Origin of the sequence: Gracilimonas amylolytica, from assembly GCF_002911695.1 — a bacterium.
Taxonomy (GTDB): Bacteria; Bacteroidota; Rhodothermia; order Balneolales; family Balneolaceae; genus Gracilimonas; species Gracilimonas amylolytica.
In genome coordinates this window covers 85,299-104,124 of sequence record NZ_PQBS01000016.1, presented here as the reverse complement: position 1 = coordinate 104,124, position 18,826 = coordinate 85,299, and the positions used below count along the sequence as shown (strand labels likewise).

The following is an 18,826-nucleotide window of genomic DNA, read 5'->3' as shown; positions in this document are numbered from 1 at the left end:
GGGTCTTATGAAGTATAGCATGTTATAAAATCTTGTAACATATTGCTATACAATGAATAACAAGTATTATAAACGGTCACATATTTCAGAAGCTAAATTTCGGCATCTGATCAAGTGTTTTTCGTTAGATTTAACCGCAACGGAAACGGCTGAGTTAACCGGCATTTCATTGCGATCGGTTACCGTGATCTTTGACAAACTGCGCCATCACATCGCTCGATGGTCTGAGCAATCGGCTCGGATCCAAGGCATCATTGAGGTTGACGAGTCTTATTTTGGTCCACGACGAATTCCTGGTAAACGAGGACGAGGAGCTTCGGGTAAAACCATTGTCTTTGGCATTTTCAAACGTAAGGGCAAAGTCTATACCGAAATTGTCCCTGATGCAAGAAAAAAGACACTCCAGTGTATTATACGTGGAAAAGTGGCCCCGGCCAGTGTGATTCACAGTGATGGTTGGCGAGGCTATAATGGCCTAGTGGATGTGGGCTATGACAAACATTATCGTGTTCAACATGGCCAGGATGAATTCGCCAATTCCTCGAGTCACATTAATGGCATTGAATCTTTTTGGAGTTATGCCAAACGCCGGTTGGCTCAATTTAATGGGGTATCGAAATCTCATTTTTATGTGTATTTAAAAGAAACTGAATATCGCTTTAATCATCGAAATCAAAACTTATACAAGATCTTACTGAAGAAGCTTAGAGAAGAACCTCTTTGAGCTCTAAACTTCATAAGACCCTTCTCTAAATCCTTTAAAAATATTCGTTCAAACTTTGTTGATTTGTTGTTTCATGGCTGCAGTAAAGCGGGCAATTTCTTCCCGGGTGGTATAAACATTAGGAGTAACCCGAATTCCTTTGAACTGATCATGAACGATCGGTGTCGTGATGATACGGTGTTCATTCCACAACGCTCCGTTCAATTTTCCGGGTTCTACTCCCTTGATCTCAACCGTGGCGATACCACAGGCGTACTTTGGATTTCGGCTGGTGTGTAGTACCACTTTGTCTCCATCCACGATCTCATCGATCCAAAGATCATTCAGATATTTGAGGCGGGCTTCTTTTCGTTTTGAACCGATTCCCTCATGGAACGTCAGGGCTTCACCGATCGCCAGATAATTGGCTGCGGGATGCGTGCCGATCTCCTCAAATTTTCGGATATCATCATCCTGAGATTCAGCCGCAGCCATCAGTGGCCAAAGATCTTTGATCTTATTCTTTCTCACATATAAAAGGCCGGTACCATGCGGAGCAAACAACCATTTGTGAAGACTGCTGGTATAAAAATCACAATCGAGGTCTTCATGTTTGAAATCAAAATGGGCATAGGCATGGGCCCCATCTACTATAACAGGGATACTTTTTTTGCGGGCCATTTGAACCACTTTCTTTACAGGAAGGATCTGTCCGGTCAGATTGATGATATGGCACATCAGGATGAGCTTTGTTTTAGGGGTGATCGCTTGCTCAAAGCGATGCACGATCTCCTCATCATTTTCAGCCGGAACCGGAATACTGATCTGATTGAGTTTGATACCATCACGCCGTTCCCTTTGTTTGAACGTATTGATCATGCGTGGGTAATCCTGATCGGTTGTCAGAACTTCATCACCGGGATTCAGGTCAAATCCTAACTGACAGATCTGAAGGCTTTCTGAGGCATTTCTTGTCAAGGCAATTTCTTCTGTATCAACCCCGAAATTTCTGGCGAGACGTTGGCGAACGCCCTCCCTACGAGGTTCAAGGATCCGCCACATGTTGTACACGGGTGCCTGATTGGAAAAATCGAGATGCTTTTTCATGGCTGCCTGCACAAAATCGGGTGAGGGACTCACGCCTCCGTTGTTCAGGTTGATGAGGCTTCGGTCAACCGTAAAAGCCTGTTGAACGCGTGCCCAGTAGTCTTCATTTTTAGCGATATCGGTCGCCGAGCCTGTGAATCCTTTGAGATCTTGAGTGATCTCATGGGCTTTGATCGGACTAAAGAAGGTACTTGCTCCAAATGCGGCCGCTCCGGCTCCGAGTTTTTTCAGAAATTGTTTTCGTGATTCCATGTTCCCGATAGGTTGATTAGAGAGTATCGGGAATTACCCAATGACAGTGAAAAATGCAAGGGCTAAAGGCCTTGGCCTACAAAGTTTTGCAGTTTGGGTAATGGACATAAAAAAAGTCCCTGACACAATTGTGAAAGGGACTCTTTAGAAATTTGGTGTGATCTAACGTATCAGGCTTTCTTTTTGGCCGTTTCAATAGATTCCAGAAGTTGCTCAGCTTCGGCAATAAGGCCTTCAGCCTTTTCCTTGGCATCAAGAACTACCTTGTCGCCTTTTTCTTTGGCTTCTGATACAAGGATCTCTTTTTCTTCTTTTAGCTGATCGATAAGGTCGTTCAGCTCGTCGTAATATTCACTGAGTTTGTAGGACAATCGATCCCGTGTATTTTTTCCCGAATCGGGTGCGTAAAGGAGCGCAAAAACAGCTCCTACCAATGCTCCTGATACTATTCCTGAAATAAAATCTGATGATCTACTCATAATTTTTCTCCTTTTTATTATTTAAAACAAGTATAGGCAGAACAAGTTCCAATTTCCATATGTGCAATAGGTATTTGGAGGATTTTCACCGGCATATGACCCGATCAAGAATTCACGGTCTCAGTTTTTCTCCCTTTGAATAATTCTTTGAACCATTCGATCGTCATGCTCAACGAAACAGACAACACAGGGGTGATAAAAAGCGTCAGAAGTGAACCGAACATCAATCCACCGATCACAGCCTTCGCTAATGGTGACCAGGTTTCAGCTCCGGAGCCGATCTCTAAAGAAAGTGGGATCATAGAACAGATCGTGGTAATGGCGGTTAACAAAATTGGCCGCATTCGTCGACGGCAGGCTTCAAGGATCTCCTTTAACAGTTTAGAGTCTTTCACAGTTGGTTTCTCTTTCCAGAAGAAAACAGGTATGAATAAGTTTTTCCAGCTTACGGATCTTCGGTTCAGCATATCATAATCCATGCCTTTGGTATAAAGGTGCATGTAATCCACCAGTACAATACCATTGTTCACGATAATTCCCACCAACATAAACATTCCAATATTGGCTGTGGTACTCAGTGGATCGCCGATCATAAATAGATAGGCGAGTGCACCGAACATGGCAAGCGGAATACACAGCCAGATCACAAATGGATCCCTGAAGTTCTCAAACAGGGAGGCCATGATCATGAACATGAGTACGAGGGCTGCAAGCAGTGCAAAGCCAAATTCAGCTTGCCCTTGCTGCGTTTCTGCAGTCCCTCCGGTAAATTCATATCGATATCCATCAGGCAGAACGATCTCTGATTCTATAAATTCGCGGATCACCCCTTCATATTCCAGTGCATTTCCCTGAACCTGAATGTTCACATCAAGTACTGTTTCCCGGTCTCTGCGCTGAAACGAATCTACGCCACGAACCGGAATGAACTCACCCACAGCTGAAACCGGTATGCGTTGATCTTCAAATTGAAAGACTTCCAGATCAAACAATTCTTCTCGACTTGTAAGTGCTTCTCTCTGAGTTCGAACTTCAATAGGGATCTCACGCCCATCGTTTATAAAATAACCGGCCTGATTACCAAGCGTCTGTGTTCTTAAGGCACTGGCTACAGTATTGAGATTTGTGCCAAGACGTGCCAAACGCTCCCGGTCTGCTATAAAGTGAAGTTCAGGGGTTGGGTCCGTTCGCCCGTTATCTACGTCGATCACTTTTGGATCGCTCATGAGATTGGCTTCGATCTTTTGCGAGATAGCTAATAATTGCTCGATCTCGGCTCCGATAAGGCTTAGGCGAATGGAGTTGCCGCCTGAATCCCATCCACGTCCGAAACGCAAACCTCCGCCTTCAACACGAACCCGAACATCTACTCCGGGAGAGGTTAGTTCCTGCCGCAGTTTGGCTGCAAAATCTGTACTGCTTATTTCACGCTCGGTTTCAGGAACCAGGGTCAAGCTGATCTCACCACGGTTGCTGTTGGCACTCCACCGGCTGCGACCAATGTTCGAGATAATGGTCTCAACTTCCGGCATTTCATCCACGCGTCGGCTGAATTCATCGAGTACATCGGCCGTTCTGATGAGTTGACTTCCTTCCGGCAAGCTTATATTGACATCGATCTGACCGGAATCAGCCTCAGGGAATCCGGACTTCTGGATATTGGTGTAAAGGAGGAATGTACCTGCTGCGATAAGCAACATGGCCGTGAGAGGGATCCATTTATGTTGGAATAGCCAACCCAGGGCTGCCGTATATAACCGTTCAAGTTTGGCAATGCCTCTGAAGGCAAAATTCTTGGTATTAAACTGTTTGGCATCCAGGGCAAGCAGGGAAATGACCGGAACCAAAATAATGGAAGACAAAAAAGAAAAACCAATGGCGAAACAGATGGCGTAGGCAAACTCTCTGAAAAAGGCTCCCTGTGTTCCTGATATCAGGATGATAGGTACAAACACCCCAAGAGTGGTTAAGGTTGAACCGAGCAGGGCGCCGATCACTTCGTTGGTTCCTTTCAGGGCTGCCTCAAACCTTGAAAGACCTTCCTCAAGCTTTCTTGCAATACTCTCGGTTACCACGATCGAGTTATCAACCAGCAAACCGATCGCCAGCGCAAGAGCCGATATCGTTAAAATATTCAGGGTGAGGTCTGCGGCATACATAGCGGCAAAGGTAGCGGCAATGGAAACCGGAATAGTGGAAGCCACCACCAGCGAAATTCTCCATCCACCCATAAAGATCAGGATCACAAGAATTACTACCACAAGTGCTCCAAGTGCTGATTGAGACAGGTTATTGATGGAATCCTCAATGGTCTTTCCTTCATCAGACAGTACTCGCAGGGTTACTCCGGGCGGCAGGATCTCATTGATCTCCGGAACAAGGGCTTTAACTTCGTTCACCACGTCAAGGGTGTTGGCATCAGAGTTCTTTTGAATTTCAACCGATACACTGTTCTTGCCATTAACTTTAACCAGAGAGGTTATATCAGTGAAACCGTCAGAAACATCAGCCACATCACTCACACGGATCGGGATACCATTTTCAGACATTCTGATGATCGTATTCCTGATCTGTTCCACGGTTTCGTAAGTCGATTCAGCACGGATACTGTAATTGATCTTATCTGAGATCACATTTCCGATAGGAAGCTGAACATTGTTTGATCTCAGTGCCCCTTCTATATCCTGTGGAACAAGATTATACTGAGCCAGCGACATGGGGGAGACATCTACATAAATTCTTCGCTCAAGCCCACCCTGTGTTTCTGCCGAAGCCAGTCCCTCGATTCGCTCTAATCGAGTTTCAACGAGTTCCAGACCAATATTTCGAAGTTCATCAAGGCCACGGTTCTCTGCATCAATACTGAGGCGCATGATCGGCCGGTTTTCCGGATCGAATTGAAAAATGACCGGTTCCTGAGCCTGTTGCGGAAGATCGCCCCTGATCTGATCAAGAGCTTTCCGGACCTTCAATTCAGTTTTTCGAATATCGGAACCGTCACGCAGGCGAAGGATGATAAAGGCACTGCCACGACTTACACGGGCTTCGAGGGTTTCAATGCCTTCAATGGCAGATAAGGCACCCTCTATAGGATTTACAATGATCCGGTTGATATCTTCAGGTGCGACGTTTTTATAACCGGCTGATACGGCGAGTACCGGAATATTAAAGGATGGGTATAGGGTCACCTTTAGGTTGGTGAGAGAAAATACTCCAAACCCAATAACGATCAGGGTCATCATGATCACCGTGATCGGTCGTTTTAAAATACTGCCGGCTACTGAGAATTTTTTCATGCGAGGGCCTCTTGGGTTTTAGCAAGTGGGTCTTCTTTGTGAACCGCATCAAAACCAAGGCGTTCAACCAACCCATTGATGATGTTGTAAAAACACGGTACCACAAATAACATAAGCAGGGTACTCATGGTCAAGCCACCGATCACAGTTCGTGCCATGGGACTCCAGGTTTCAGAACCTGAACCAAGTTCAAGTGCCAGGGGCACCATGGAAAGGATGGTAGTGAAGGCGGTCATAAGAATCGGTCGTAAACGACGTGTAGCTCCATCAACAATGGCTTTTTCACGCTTCATTCCCCGTGCCTGCAAGATCTTGATGTAGTCGATCATTACAATACCATTGTTTACCACAATACCGGTGAGCAGGATCAAACCTACCATAGAGGTGACACTGATGGAGGTGCCGGTGATCCAAAGCATAACCAAGACACCGGTGAGGGCGAGTGGAATGGTCAGGATAATGATGAAAGGCTCGACTAGACTTTCAAACTGTGAAGCCATCACCATGTATGTTAAAATACCGGCGATCATGAATGCAAACATCAGGTAGCTGAAAGATTCCGCCTGTTCCTCTGCCGTTCCGGATATCTCATAGCGGTATTCGTCCGGCCAGTTGACCTGATCTAAGGTAGCCCGGGCTCGTTCTGAAGCCGTTGCAAGGTCTATACCTGCAAGCTCTGCCGTAACTTCGGCCACGCGTTCCTGATCAATTCTAAGCACATTAGTTGGGCCTGTAAACCTCTCTACTCGTGCAAGGTTCTTAAGTGGCATCCATTCTCCACCGGGAGTTTGAATTTGAATGTTGGCAAGATCGACGGATTGAGATTTGTCTTTTGGATCCAGTTCCACCACCACTTCAAATTCAATACCCTGATCTACAAAAGAAGTCGCTACGTTGCCCTTAACGGCATTACTAACAGCACTGGCTACCTGATTGGTGGTCATGCCTACACGTGAAATTCGCTCGCGGTCCATGACCAGCCTCAACTCAGGCCGCCCCTGATCCGCAGAACTGAATACATTGTTGATGCCATCTATCTCGAGAAGTCGTTCCTTTACACCCTCAGCTAATTCTTTTTTGATCTCGGGATCGTATCCAAATATCTGAACGATCAAGCCATTTTCACCATCCGGACTGAGGGGATCTATGATCACTTCCTGTATTTCCACTCCGGGTACGACCTGAAGTTCTTGCATTAAATTACTTGTGATCTCAGCCTGTGTGCGTTCACGTTCATTTTGTGAAACCAGTTCAATACGTACAGTTCCTGTAAACCCTCCGGGATCATCGGCTCCCTCTATCCCTTCTTTATCGCCATAATCTGATACGATCAGCCTGGCTTCAGGTACTTCTTGCCGGACAATTGACTCCACCTGCCCCATAGATCGTTCCAGTTCGAATAAGTTGACTCCCGGTTCACGCTGAATTTCCAGAACAAAGGCATTTTCATCCACTCGGGGGAAAAACTCACCACCGATCACATAGAAAAGGGGAACGGAGGCCGCAAAAAGTATGACTGCTGCAGTTACCACTAACCCGCTTTTACCGATCACTTTTTGTAACTGATCATTGTATGTGGTTTCAAGCTTTTCAAGGAGATCACCAAAGTAGTTGGCGATCTTGTTTTTCGCACTGATGTTTTGAGTCTTCTCTTTGTAGAATTGAGAAGCCATAAGTGGAATGAGTGTCAAAGCCACAAGGGTAGAAACGATCAGTGAAAATGAAATAGTTAGCGCCAGATCTCTGAATAAAAACCCGGCGATGCCCGGTACAAACAGAATGGGCAGGAAAACCACGAGGGTAGTCAATGTCGATACAATGATAGGAACAGCGACTTCCTTAGCCCCGCTCACAGAGGCTTCGTCCCGGTTGGCTCCCTGTTCACGGAAACGGAATATGTTTTCGAGAACCACCACGGCATTATCCACAACAAGTCCAACCGCAAGGGTCAAGCCGGAAAGTGATATGATATTCAAACTCAGGTCGGCAATATCCATAACCATGAATGTGGTAATGATGGATACAGGTATGGAAATGGCAATGATGGTTGCAGAACGCCCGCTTCTCAGGAAAACGAGCAGGATCAATACTACCAGAAAGATGGCCTGAACCCCTGTCCATAGCAGGTTACTGATCGACTGTTCAATAAAATCAGCTTTGTTGGTGAGTACACTCACTTCAATATCACCGGGCAGAGTGGTGCGGATCTGATCCAGCCCGCCAACCACGGCATTGGCAGCGGTTACCACATTGGCATCACTTTGCCGGTACACATTAAGGACGATCCCATTTTCACCGTTGACACGCACATTACCGATCGGTTGTTCGATGCCATCCACTACATCGGCTACATCCTTAAGTAAGAGGGGTTGCCCTTCTCTGACCGTGATAATAGTGTTTCGGATCTGATCTACATTCTTGAATTCCCCCAGAGTTCGAAGTGAGTAATTGATATTACCCTCCGTAAGCTGACCGGCCGGAACCTGAATATTTTCCTGTTGTAATTTTTGAGCGATATCAGCAATGCTGATGTTATAGAGCCGCATCTTTTCGTTGTCGATGCGAACATTGATCTGCCGTTCAAGTCCACCCGAGGTTTCTGCTGAGGCGATCCCGTTAATGCGTTCAATGCGTTGTTCCAGAACCTGTTTAGAGTACGTACGCAGTTCGCGTGCACTCCGGGCATTCGAGGTCAGGGTAAGTACAACAATCGGTTCCTGATTGGGGTCGTAGGAAAAAACAAGGGGGGTTTCGGCATCATCAGGGATGGAGCGCTCTACGAACCCGAGTTCTTTACGAACATCATTTTCTGCTTCATACAGATCGGTTCCCCATTCAAAATTCAATTTAACAACCGATGCTCCCTGGCTCGAAAGCGAACGGACTCGTCTGATACCACTTATACTGCCAACCGATTCCTCAATAGGCCGGGTGACCAATGTCTCAATATCTTCAGGTGCTACACCCTCATAACTGGTATATACAGTGATAGTTGGGAAGGATACATCAGGATAGAGATTCAGCCTCAGGTTTTGCAGCCCGAACAGGCCAAAGCCCAACAGGATGAGGGTCCCCATTAAAAAAGTTATCGGACGGTCTACCGCCAGTTTGGATAAAGATCCCATTGTTTCCTTTTAGTTTGAGGTTGAATCGGAGTTCACTGATTGATCCTGTCTGAGCTCACGCAAAAAGGCTCTGCGCTCTTCTTGCGACATGCCCTGCATCTTTTCTCTGGCATCGGCTCGTTCTTCCTCACTCATATTAGCCAGTGGGTTTTGGCCACCCATGGCATTATTTCCGTTAGGTGCGTCACCTTCGGTGCTTATTTGTCGCTCTTCAGGTGTTCGAAAGCGTTCACCGGTAGCAACAGAAATTCGTGATCCGTCTTCAAGTCCACTCTGACCGGTAACAATGATCTTGTCACTTGGTAGTAAACCGGACAAGACCTCAATTCTTTCCCCTTGTTCAATTCCTAACTCAAGAGGCCGGCGTTCAGCAACACTGTCACCTTTGGAAACGAATACCGAATAGGTTCTTTCAAGGTCGATGGTATTTGTTTCCGGGTTGATGACCGTTTCAACCTGTTCCACTAAGGCACTTCTTGGCACGATCATAACCTCATTTTTAGTCGTAATATTGATCACGTTTTCAACCAATACACCCGGGTAAATAGAATTGCCGGTAGAGGTGAGAGTGATAACCACTTCACCCAATCCTGTAGTGGCGTCTAACTGAGGGCTTTTTCTGGATACCACGCCCCGGGCACTGATATCACTTTCATTTGAAACCCTGAGATTTACCTCCTGTCCGATCTCTACGGCACGCCAATCCTGCACAGGCAGGTAGATGCGTGATTCATAGCCGTTGGTGCTGGCGATCTGAAATAGTTCGGTACCGGTGCTGGCAAGATCACCTTCTTCCAGTGCTCTGGATACCACAACCCCATTTACCGGAGACTTCACTTCGGTATTATTGAAATTCTCCTGAGCCTGAGTCAGAGAAGCACGTGCGGCTTCAAATTGTGAGAGTGAACTCTGATAAGCAGCTTCCGCGATCTCAAGTTCTGATTCGCTTGTCAGGTCACGCTCCATTAGGGTTTGCTGACGAACATATTCGGCACTGTCTCTTTTTACAGCGATCCTGCTTTGTTCTAACTGAGAGCGAGCTTGTGCTAATTGATCCCTGAACGTGACATCATATATCTTGGCAAGGGTTTGTCCTTGTCTTACGGTATCTCCAAGATCCACGTAGAGGTTGGTGATACGGTTACTAACCTGCGGGAGCACAGACACGACATTTTGTGCCTTTACATTGCCATAAGAGCGAACCTGTTCAGCAATATTACCAATTTGAATATCACTGGTTTCTACACTTGTTGTGCGCTGCCCCGGCCCGCCAAAGGCTCCAAAACCCGGCATCCCGTTACCTTCTGAGTTATCACTACCACAACTGATTAGAGTTACGCTCAGTAAGGCGAATAAAATAAATTGTTTTTTCACTTGATCTGTGTCTGTTTTTAGTGTTTTCAAGTATTGTATGTTATACACCAAAGTTCTTGAGAAAGTTTGGTTTTATAAGGTGTTATTTTGTAAAAAAAAGAAAGCAGATAACTTGATGAACTCTTTGATTCACAATGAATGAGAGGAATGAAATACTTATCTTTATATTTGATGCTAATTCTTAATTAAACTTTCTCCCGCTGATGAAATTTTTTATTGATACCGCTGATCTAGATGAAATCAAAGAAGCCAACGATCTCGGTGTTCTTGATGGTGTAACCACGAACCCCAGCTTGTGTGCTAAAATTGGGGTCAAAGACTTTGAAGGACACATTGCCAAGATATGTGATATTGTTGATGGTGATGTTTCAGCTGAAGTTGTTTCCACCTCATACGAAGAAATGGTTGAAGAAGGGCGCAAGATCGCGGCCATCGCTGATAATGTGGTTGTTAAGGTGCCTTTGATCAAAGATGGGATAAAAGCCATCAAAACATTCTCTGACGAGGGTATCAAAACAAACTGCACGCTTTGCTTTTCCCCTACTCAGGCATTGATCGCCGCAAAAGCCGGGGCCACCTACATTTCTCCATTCCTGGGCAGGCTGGATGATATATCAACAGAAGGCATGCAGTTGATCCGGGATATTGTAACTATTTATGACAATTACGGATACGAAACAGAAGTACTTGCCGCCAGTATTCGCCACCCAATGCACCTGCTTGAATGTGCCAAAGAAGGAGCCGATGTGGCAACCATGCCATTGAATGTGATCAAGAGCTTGTTGAAGCATCCATTGACCGATATTGGATTGGAACGGTTTCTAAAGGATTGGGAAGATCTTCAGGAAAGCCTGAAATAACTTTCGGAACATATTTATTAAACAAAAAGGGCCCTCAAATGAGAGCCCTTTTTTATTTCAGGAATATTTTCAGGAGATCAAAATTTTGGAGCTTTCCTCACATTTGTAGCCTGTTCAAAAGAATAGGCCATTTCAATAAGGAGGGGTTCACTCCAGGCCCGGCCAAAGAACGAGATGCCAACAGGTAATTCATCAATGAAACCCATAGGCACCGTTATGTTTGGATACCCGGCACGGGCTGCCGGGGAGCTTGAGGATACCGCAAAGTTATCGCCATTGGTGAGATCCGTTTTCCAGGCCGGACCACCGGTCGGGCCGATAATGGCATCCAGGTCAAATTCATCCATCACCCGATCAATGCCTTCTTCACGGGTTATTCTGAGCATACGTTCCAAGGCTTCCTGATATTCCTCTGATTCCAGACTTCCTTTTTTACTGGCCTGAATGAGAATGTCATGGTCGAAATATTTCATTTCTTCAGGATCATTCAGGGTAGCTTCAACCAGCTCCTCCATATTTTTGACGGGAGCATCTTCGCCTAAAGATTCGAAGTATTTGTTCAATCCGTCCTTGAACTCAAACAGCATAATGTTGTAAGAATCACCACCGGCATTCTGTTCAGAAATTTGTTCGATCTCCACGATCTCGGCACCTTGTTCTTGGAGTAAACGAACCGTTTCATGCATAAGGGTATCTACCCTGAAATGCCCTCCCAATGAGCCTGTCCAAAGTCCGATACGTTTTCCTTCTAATCCGTTTTCATTCAGAAATTGGGTGTAATCGGTATGAGAATTTCCCTCACTCAGTTGGGTTTTGTCATCAGTCGGGTCGACCCCAACCATAGCTCCAAGAGCGATGGCTGCATCAGTGACGGTACGAGCCATAGGGCCGGCTGTGTCTTGTGTGTAAGAAATTGGGATGATTCCTGACCGGCTTAAAAGACCTACGGTAGGTTTGATCCCAACCAATCCGTTAGCAGATGAAGGGCAGGTTATGGAACCGTTGGTTTCTGTGCCGATCGCAAACACGGCCATGTTAGCTGATGCGGCTGCACCCGAACCGGCACTCGAGCCGCATGGATTTCGTGTCAGGTCGTAGGGGTTGTGAACCTGACCGCCCAGGGCACTCCATCCACTGGAAGAGAAACTGCTGTGAAAATTAGCCCATTCACTCAAATTGGCTTTCCCAAGAATAATGGCTCCCGCATCCCGAAGCTTTTTGGTGATGAAGGCATCCTCATCAGGTATGGAACCGTCTAAAACATTGGCTCCTGCCGTAGTTGGCATATCATCGGTATTGATGTTGTCCTTCAGTACAACCGGGATCCCATGTAACGGACCGCGGGTCGTGCCTTCCTGTAGTTCGGTATCCATTTCTCTTGCGACCTCCAAAGCTTTTGGATTGATGTAAAGCATGGAGTTCAACGTTGGTCCGCTTTGGTCTTTTTCAGTGATGCGTTCCAGATAAGCAGCGGTTACATCTTCAACAGAAAAGGTTCCATTCTCATATCCTTCCCGGAGATCAGAGATCGTGATCTCTTCAAGCCCAAGTTCATCAAATTTAGAGGAAGTCTGACAGGCAAGAAATAAGAGTGGCAGTACAAATAAAGGCAGTAGTTTTTTCATTGCATAAAAATTTATTCCGTGATTAGAAGCGGAATATACAATGTAGAGGGGGTACATACAGTGCCCTGATAGGATTTTACAAGAACAAGCCTTTAAATTGAAAGAAAAAGCACGATACCGAATATCAGGTTCGGAATACTGCCGTATTTAGCATCCTGCCAATCCCGCCAGATCAACGCCTGGGACAGGGTAACGCCGCAAACTCCCAAGCCTACATATATACCGGAGTTGAAAGTGTAAAGTGTGGCTGTGAGGATGAATAATAGAGTCGTGATAAGCCAGATAACTCCGGAGGCTTTTGTGATGGGCATCTTAAGTTCCTTGACCTCCGCCAGTTCAAAAGCTTTTAGGAATCCAAGCAAATGGATGAGTCCGTGTAAAACCATGAATATAATAAAGGCTGTTTTCATCGCTATTACCTCCATTGATCTGTATCAGCAACCTAATGGAAACTGATTAAGATATTATGAAGTAAAACCGATCAAACAGCCTTGATAGAAAATTGAAGTGATCTTCTAAGCTTTCCCGATCAGGTCCTGGGCAATGATAGAAGAAGACAGTACTCCGGGTAAACCGGCACCCGGATGAGTTCCGGCGCCTACAAAATACAGGCTTTCAACATCCTCAGATTTGTTATGAGGGCGGAACCAGGCTGATTGAGTCAGTATCGGTTCTACAGAAAAAGCGGAGCCTTTGTAACTGTTCAGTTCATTCTGGAAATGCAGGGGATCTATGTAATGCTCGGCCACCAGATTTTCCTGAAGATCCGGTAAATAATTCTCTTCCAGAAAATTCATGATCTTATCGCGGTAGATCGGAGCCATTTCGTTCCAGTCGGTTTTACTGTCTAAATGTGGAACCGGAGAGAGAACGTAAAAAGCTTCATGTCCTTTTGGAGCCATTGATGGATCGGTCTTCGTTGGCATATGCAGATACAATGAGAAATCATCTGCCAGTTTTTTGTCGTGGAAGATATCTGACAGAAGTCCCTTGTAGCGCTCGCCAAGAATGATATTATGGTGAGCCAGGTTCGTATCGTTGTAGCGTTTTTTGGTGCCAAAATAGATCACAAAAAGAGACATACTATACTTGGTCTTCTGGATCTTGCGATCGGTGTATTTCTTGCGGTGTTTTGGATTGATAAGGTTTTTGTAAGTGAATGCAACATCAGCATTGGAAACGACCTCGTCTGCTTCAAGTGTTTCACCGTTTTTCAGTCGGACCCCAACAGCTTTGCCGTTTTTGATCAGGATCTCCTCGACTTCAGTTTCCGTATGAATTTCCCCCCCTTGTTCACGGATCAATTTCTCCAGGGCATTTACAATGGCACCCGTGCCACCCATGGCATAATGAACACCCCACTCACGTTCCAGATAATGTATCATGGAATAGATGGAAGTGGTATCAAAGGGATTTCCGCCAACCAGGAGGGGATGAAATGAAAAAGCTCTTCTCAGGAAATCATCCTCAATAAACTGAGATACATATTTATAAACGGATTGATGAGACTTCAGCTTAATGAGGTCCGGAGCCACTTTCAGCATATCAGTGAACTTCAGGAATGGTTTGTCAGCCAGCTCAATAAAGCCTTTTTCAAAAATGGGCTTGGTGGTTTTAATGAATTCCTCATAACCTTTAACACCGCCCGGGCTACGTTTTTCGATCTCAGAAAGGATGAAATCGTGATCACTGTTATAATCGAAACCTTTACCTTCATGGTCAAAGATCCGGTAGAAAGGGTCACAAGGAACCAATTCAAAATAATCTTCGCGTTTTTTCCCGGCAGCTTCAAAAATATCGTCGAACATGAAAGGCGCGGTGATCACCGTTGGCCCGCCATCAAATTTGAAGCCATTTTTTTCGTAGACATATGCGCGTCCACCCAGCTTATCTCTTTTTTCCAGGATGGCGACATCATGACCGGCAGAAAGTAAACGCGATGCAGCACCTAATCCGCCAAATCCGCTTCCAATAACAATGATATTCTTTTTCATAACAGATATAGTTTTGTTGTTTGTGCGGAAAACGGAAAAAAAGGAATAATCAATCCCGGAAAGGATAATTAATTTTCGATCTGCTTCACAAAGCCTGCATGACCCAGATTATTGAGTCGCTGCATTTCCTGCCGTGCTTCATCGGGATCAGTATATGTCCCGAAGTAAACCCGATAAAAGGTGCTCTCATCTGTTTCGATGGTTTCAATTCGTGTGCCTTCAAGCTTTTCAACATGAAGCTCAGCCTGCTGAATATCTTTGTAGGAACCAAGTTGAACGGTGTAGGTGGGAACTTTAAGATCGGTCACTCTTGAATTCTCGAGGTCACCTTCAAGCAGGTAAAGTCTAACCCGTGCCGTGCCCGGACCGATCATGTCTATTCTTTCTGCGGCACCTTTAGATAGATCAATGATCCTGTTTTTGGCATAAGGCCCCCGGTCATTGATCCGAACCTGTACGGTTTTGCCATTATCAAGATTCTCTACAAGCAGGATAGTGCCAAACGGAAGGGTGCGATGCGCAGCCGTGACTCCATTCATATCGTAAGTCTCGCCATTTGCAGTTAACTTTCCGTGAAAATTCGGGCCGTACCAACTGGATACTCCATTCTCAATAGCTCGTGCATTTTCTGTGGAGGCGTAATCTGCATCCAGGGTTTCTTTGGACATCCCGCATCCGGTTAGCACAAATATACCCAACACAATGATTAACGTAGCTTGTAATGATCTCATGTAGATGATAATAGATTATGATTACGAAAATATATTCCGCTTTTTCCAGAAATGCTAAAGCAGGATATTCCGTTGATGCAGAAGTAGAATTATGAAATATAATTAAATGAGCCGAAGATCGAATTTGAACCGACGATCTATTTTTTATCCCTATGAGCCAATAGTCGGACTCGAACCGACGACCTATCCCTTACGAGGGGATTGCTCTACCAACTGAGCTATATTGGCTTATGGCCCTCTGGACTCTACCCCTGAGCTGCTTCGGTTAGTTTTCTTATCAAATTTACAACTCTTTATGGTTCTTCTGCAACAGACGCGTTTTCGTCTTAACTTAAAAAGAAAAAATTCATGTCGGTAACCATTTCGCTGATCGCTTTGAACGTACTGGTGTCTGTTGTGACGCTTTACGCCGCCCCTCAATTATTTAACAAATTCATGATGATGCCATATCGTACCGTTCGGCAGAAGACCTGGTATGAGTTGGTCAGCTCTGGATTTGTTCACGCCGGTCTCGGTCACCTTTTCCTGAATATGTTTGTACTATTCTTTTTTGGATTGGTATTGGAAAGAACCATCGGTCAGGGCCACTTTTTGGCGCTTTATTTCACGGGGTTGATCGTTTCCGGTTTACCTTCATTGTATAAGGAAAAAGACAACCCGGAATTTGCGACCGTTGGTGCATCCGGTGCAGTGGAGGGTGTTTTGTTTGCCTTTATTTTTCTGTTCCCGTTAGATCCTATCTATATAATGTTTATTCCGGTCGGGATACCGGCTATCATTTTTGGAGCATTATTTTTAGCCTACAGCGTCTATGCAAGCCGAAAGGAGGGAAGGATCAATCACCTGGCTCATATTGCCGGGGCGCTCTGGGGCTTAGTGTATCTGATCATCTTTGTACCTAATACGATCGATCATTTTCTGACCGTATTTGGATTACTTTGAGTTCGATCACCCGTATTTGCTTCTAAAATGATCCATGAAGCTAACCAGGGCCTCTACCGATTCTAACCGGCAGGCATTGTAGATACTGGCTCGGATCCCGCCGGCGCTTCTATGTCCTTTTAAAGCCACAAGTTCATTTTTGGCAGCTTCTTTGATGAATCGCTCTTCAAGACCTTCATCGTTGAGACGGAATGTGACATTCATTTTGGACCGGGAATTCTTCTCAGCAGTGCCTTTGTAAAAAGCATCTCTATCGATTTCACTGTAAAGTAGCTCAGCTTTTTTGGCATTTAAGGTTTGGAAATGAGGAATGCCTCCACGCTCTTCCACCCATTTTAAAACCAGGTTTACCATGTAAACGGCAAAGGTCGGTGGGGTATTGAATATTCTTTCAGCATGAGTTCTATAATCCAGAATAGTGGGAATATTTTCTTTTGAGATGGATTGCAGGAAGTCTTTTCTGACCATTACCACAGTGACACCGGAAGGACCCAGATTCTTTTGAGCTCCTGCATAGATCATCCCATATTTTTTAGGATCAATGGGGCGTGATATGAAATCGGAGGAGGCATCACAAATGAGAGGGATACCACCAGTATCCGGTTCCCCGGAAAACTGTGTTCCGTAAATGGTATTGTTGCTGGTGTAATGCACATATCGGCTTTGGTCATGAAAGGTCAATTCAGAATCCTGCGGGACACGCCTGAAAGCTTCATTCTCTCCGGAGTAAGACTCGTGGACGTTGCCAAATAGCCGTGCTTCCTTTATCGCCTTATTTGACCAAACACCGGTATTGATGTAATCTGCCGTTTCGTGCCTGTCAAGAAAGTTAAAGGGAACTTGCATGAACTGAGAACTGGCTCCTCCTTGTAAAAACATGATGTGAAATCGGTTCTCCAGTTTCAGAATTCGATCGAGCCTTTCTTTAGCTTGTTGATCGACTTCGGTATAGGCCTCGCCTCGGTGACTTTGTTCCATGATGGAAGTGCCTTGTCCGTGGTAGTCCATGATTTCTTCTTTGGCAATTTCAAGAACTTCGTCCGGTAAAGCAGCCGGGCCGGCACTAAAATTGTGAACACGATGCATAGATGCTCCTACTCAATTAGGGAGTTAATCAGATTTCTTAAAATGTGTGAACGAGAAGTCCCGACCGAAGTTTCGGCTCAAACCAGGTAGATTTTGGAGGCATGAGTAATCCGGCATCAGAAACATCCATTAATTCGTTAATGCTTGTGGGGTAAAGGCTGATGCCGAGTGCAGCTTCCCCATTATCCACCAGTTTTTCCAACTCATCTGTACCGCGAATACCCCCAACAAAATCAATATTGGGGTCCGTTCTCTGATCCTTGATCCCAAGAATGGGTTCCAGTACCCGCTTCTGAAGCTTGGAGATATCGAGAGAAGTTGTGGGGTCTGAGTGATCCTGATCCTTAAAATGAATGCTGTACCAGTTATCATTCACATAGAATGCTACAGTACCCTTTTCTTCAGGAACGGGTTGGGCATTCTTTTTGACCTGAAAACGCTCAGATAGTTGTTTCAAGAAATCGTCGGGAATTGATAATACGATCCGGTTGTAGGCCAGGATCTCAAGTTGGTCAGTAGGAAACAGGACCGCAGGAAAGTAATTATACTCCTCTGAGCCATTGTGGTCAGCATTTTTCTCAGCTGATTCTTTAGCCGCTCGGGCTGCACTTGCACACCGGTGATGACCATCGGCCACGTAGATCTTTGGGATCTTTCCAAAAGCCTCGATCAGATCAGAGGCTTCTTCTACTTTCCAAATAGTGTGAGAAATACCGTCGTCAGTTTGAATATCGTACACAGGGTCGTGATCACCTGTAAAAGCACTCATGTATGTTGAAATATTTTCAGAATCCCGGAAGGTCAACATAACCGGTTCAGCATGAGCTTGTTGAGTTATGATATGCCGCGTTCTGTCATTTTCTTTATCAGGCCGTGTCTTCTCGTGCTTCAGAATGATATCGTTGTTGTAATCGACTACACTCACACAACCAAATATTCCGGTTTGGGATCGGCCATTCATAGTTAATCGGTAGATATAGAGGGCTTCCTGTTCTTCCTGAGTAAATACCTCTGAATCTAATAGGCTCTTAAGGTTCTCCTTTCCCTTTTGATACACTTCATCTTTGTAAATTGATATTCCGGATGGGAGGTCGATCTCAGGCCTGATCACATGCAGGAAGCTTGTTGGATTACCGGCGGCCATTTCTTTAGCCTCAGATGTGTTAATGACATCGTAAGGTACACAGGCTACTTTATCTGCAAATTCGGGTTGGGGTCTCCATGCTTTAAAAGGCTTTAGAACGGCCATATA

General features: G+C 45.3%; 14 protein-coding genes and 1 tRNA gene. 3 read left to right on the top strand and 12 right to left on the bottom strand.

The window, feature by feature from the left end; translation table 11 throughout:
* Positions 1 to 52 precede the first annotated feature (52 nt).
* A complete protein-coding gene (locus C3B73_RS05155; RefSeq protein ID WP_103663920.1) occupies positions 53 to 724 on the top strand; it encodes an IS1595 family transposase in 672 nt (223 codons plus the stop codon).
* Positions 725 to 772: 48 nt separating this feature from the next.
* On the opposite strand, the gene C3B73_RS05150 is transcribed toward C3B73_RS05155, so the two are convergent.
* The 5 genes from C3B73_RS05150 to C3B73_RS05130 form a co-directional block, all read right to left on the bottom strand.
* On the bottom strand, positions 773 to 2,062 hold the full coding sequence (locus tag C3B73_RS05150; RefSeq protein WP_103664555.1) for an aminotransferase class V-fold PLP-dependent enzyme: 1,290 nt from the start codon (positions 2,060 to 2,062) through the stop codon (positions 773 to 775).
* A 170-nt stretch (positions 2,063 to 2,232) separates the two neighbouring features.
* Positions 2,233 to 2,541 carry a YtxH domain-containing protein gene (locus C3B73_RS05145; RefSeq protein WP_103664554.1) on the bottom strand — a complete coding sequence of 103 codons (309 nt, stop codon included), beginning with the start codon at positions 2,539 to 2,541 and terminating at the stop codon, positions 2,233 to 2,235.
* A 104-nt stretch (positions 2,542 to 2,645) separates the two neighbouring features.
* A complete protein-coding gene (locus C3B73_RS05140; protein WP_103664553.1) occupies positions 2,646 to 5,837 on the bottom strand; it encodes an efflux RND transporter permease subunit in 3,192 nt (1,063 codons plus the stop codon).
* Positions 5,834 to 8,962, bottom strand: a complete 3,129-nt coding sequence (locus tag C3B73_RS05135) for an efflux RND transporter permease subunit (protein ID WP_103664552.1) — start codon at positions 8,960 to 8,962, stop codon at positions 5,834 to 5,836. Before C3B73_RS05135 ends, C3B73_RS05140 begins: the two co-directional genes overlap by 4 nt.
* A gap of 9 nt (positions 8,963 to 8,971) precedes the next feature.
* Positions 8,972 to 10,336: an efflux RND transporter periplasmic adaptor subunit gene (locus C3B73_RS05130; RefSeq protein WP_103664562.1), complete on the bottom strand. Its 1,365-nt coding sequence runs from the start codon at positions 10,334 to 10,336 to the stop codon at positions 8,972 to 8,974.
* Between the two features lie 203 nt (positions 10,337 to 10,539).
* On the opposite strand from C3B73_RS05130, the gene fsa reads away from it, so the two are divergent.
* Positions 10,540 to 11,196: a fructose-6-phosphate aldolase gene (gene fsa / locus C3B73_RS05125; RefSeq protein ID WP_103664551.1), complete on the top strand. Its 657-nt coding sequence runs from the start codon at positions 10,540 to 10,542 to the stop codon at positions 11,194 to 11,196.
* A gap of 77 nt (positions 11,197 to 11,273) precedes the next feature.
* Here the strand turns inward: fsa and C3B73_RS05120 are convergent, their stop codons facing one another.
* The 5 genes from C3B73_RS05120 to C3B73_RS05100 all read right to left on the bottom strand — a co-directional run bounded on the left by C3B73_RS05120 (position 11,274) and on the right by C3B73_RS05100 (position 15,774).
* Positions 11,274 to 12,821: an amidase gene (locus tag C3B73_RS05120; protein WP_103664550.1), complete on the bottom strand. Its 1,548-nt coding sequence runs from the start codon at positions 12,819 to 12,821 to the stop codon at positions 11,274 to 11,276.
* Positions 12,822 to 12,913: 92 nt separating this feature from the next.
* Positions 12,914 to 13,231 carry a hypothetical protein gene (locus C3B73_RS05115; RefSeq protein WP_232803013.1) on the bottom strand — a complete coding sequence of 106 codons (318 nt, stop codon included), beginning with the start codon at positions 13,229 to 13,231 and terminating at the stop codon, positions 12,914 to 12,916.
* 105 nt (positions 13,232 to 13,336) lie between these two features.
* Positions 13,337 to 14,815, bottom strand: a complete 1,479-nt coding sequence (locus C3B73_RS05110; protein ID WP_103664548.1) for a phytoene desaturase — start codon at positions 14,813 to 14,815, stop codon at positions 13,337 to 13,339.
* A 68-nt stretch (positions 14,816 to 14,883) separates the two neighbouring features.
* Positions 14,884 to 15,546 carry a septal ring lytic transglycosylase RlpA family protein gene (locus tag C3B73_RS05105; RefSeq protein ID WP_103664547.1) on the bottom strand — a complete coding sequence of 221 codons (663 nt, stop codon included), beginning with the start codon at positions 15,544 to 15,546 and terminating at the stop codon, positions 14,884 to 14,886.
* A gap of 155 nt (positions 15,547 to 15,701) precedes the next feature.
* Positions 15,702 to 15,774: transfer RNA gene (locus C3B73_RS05100), tRNA-Thr, on the bottom strand.
* Between the two features lie 120 nt (positions 15,775 to 15,894).
* On the opposite strand from C3B73_RS05100, the gene C3B73_RS05095 reads away from it, so the two are divergent.
* The gene (locus C3B73_RS05095; protein ID WP_103664546.1) at positions 15,895 to 16,488 is read left to right on the top strand and encodes a rhomboid family intramembrane serine protease; all 594 of its coding nucleotides are present in this window, start codon (positions 15,895 to 15,897) and stop codon (positions 16,486 to 16,488) included.
* A gap of 6 nt (positions 16,489 to 16,494) precedes the next feature.
* On the opposite strand, the gene serC is transcribed toward C3B73_RS05095, so the two are convergent.
* Positions 16,495 to 17,574: a 3-phosphoserine/phosphohydroxythreonine transaminase gene (serC, locus tag C3B73_RS05090; protein ID WP_103664545.1), complete on the bottom strand. Its 1,080-nt coding sequence runs from the start codon at positions 17,572 to 17,574 to the stop codon at positions 16,495 to 16,497.
* A 37-nt stretch (positions 17,575 to 17,611) separates the two neighbouring features.
* Complete coding sequence (locus C3B73_RS05085; RefSeq protein WP_103664544.1) at positions 17,612 to 18,823, bottom strand: DUF1015 domain-containing protein; 1,212 nt, start codon at positions 18,821 to 18,823, stop codon at positions 17,612 to 17,614.
* Positions 18,824 to 18,826 lie beyond the last annotated feature (3 nt).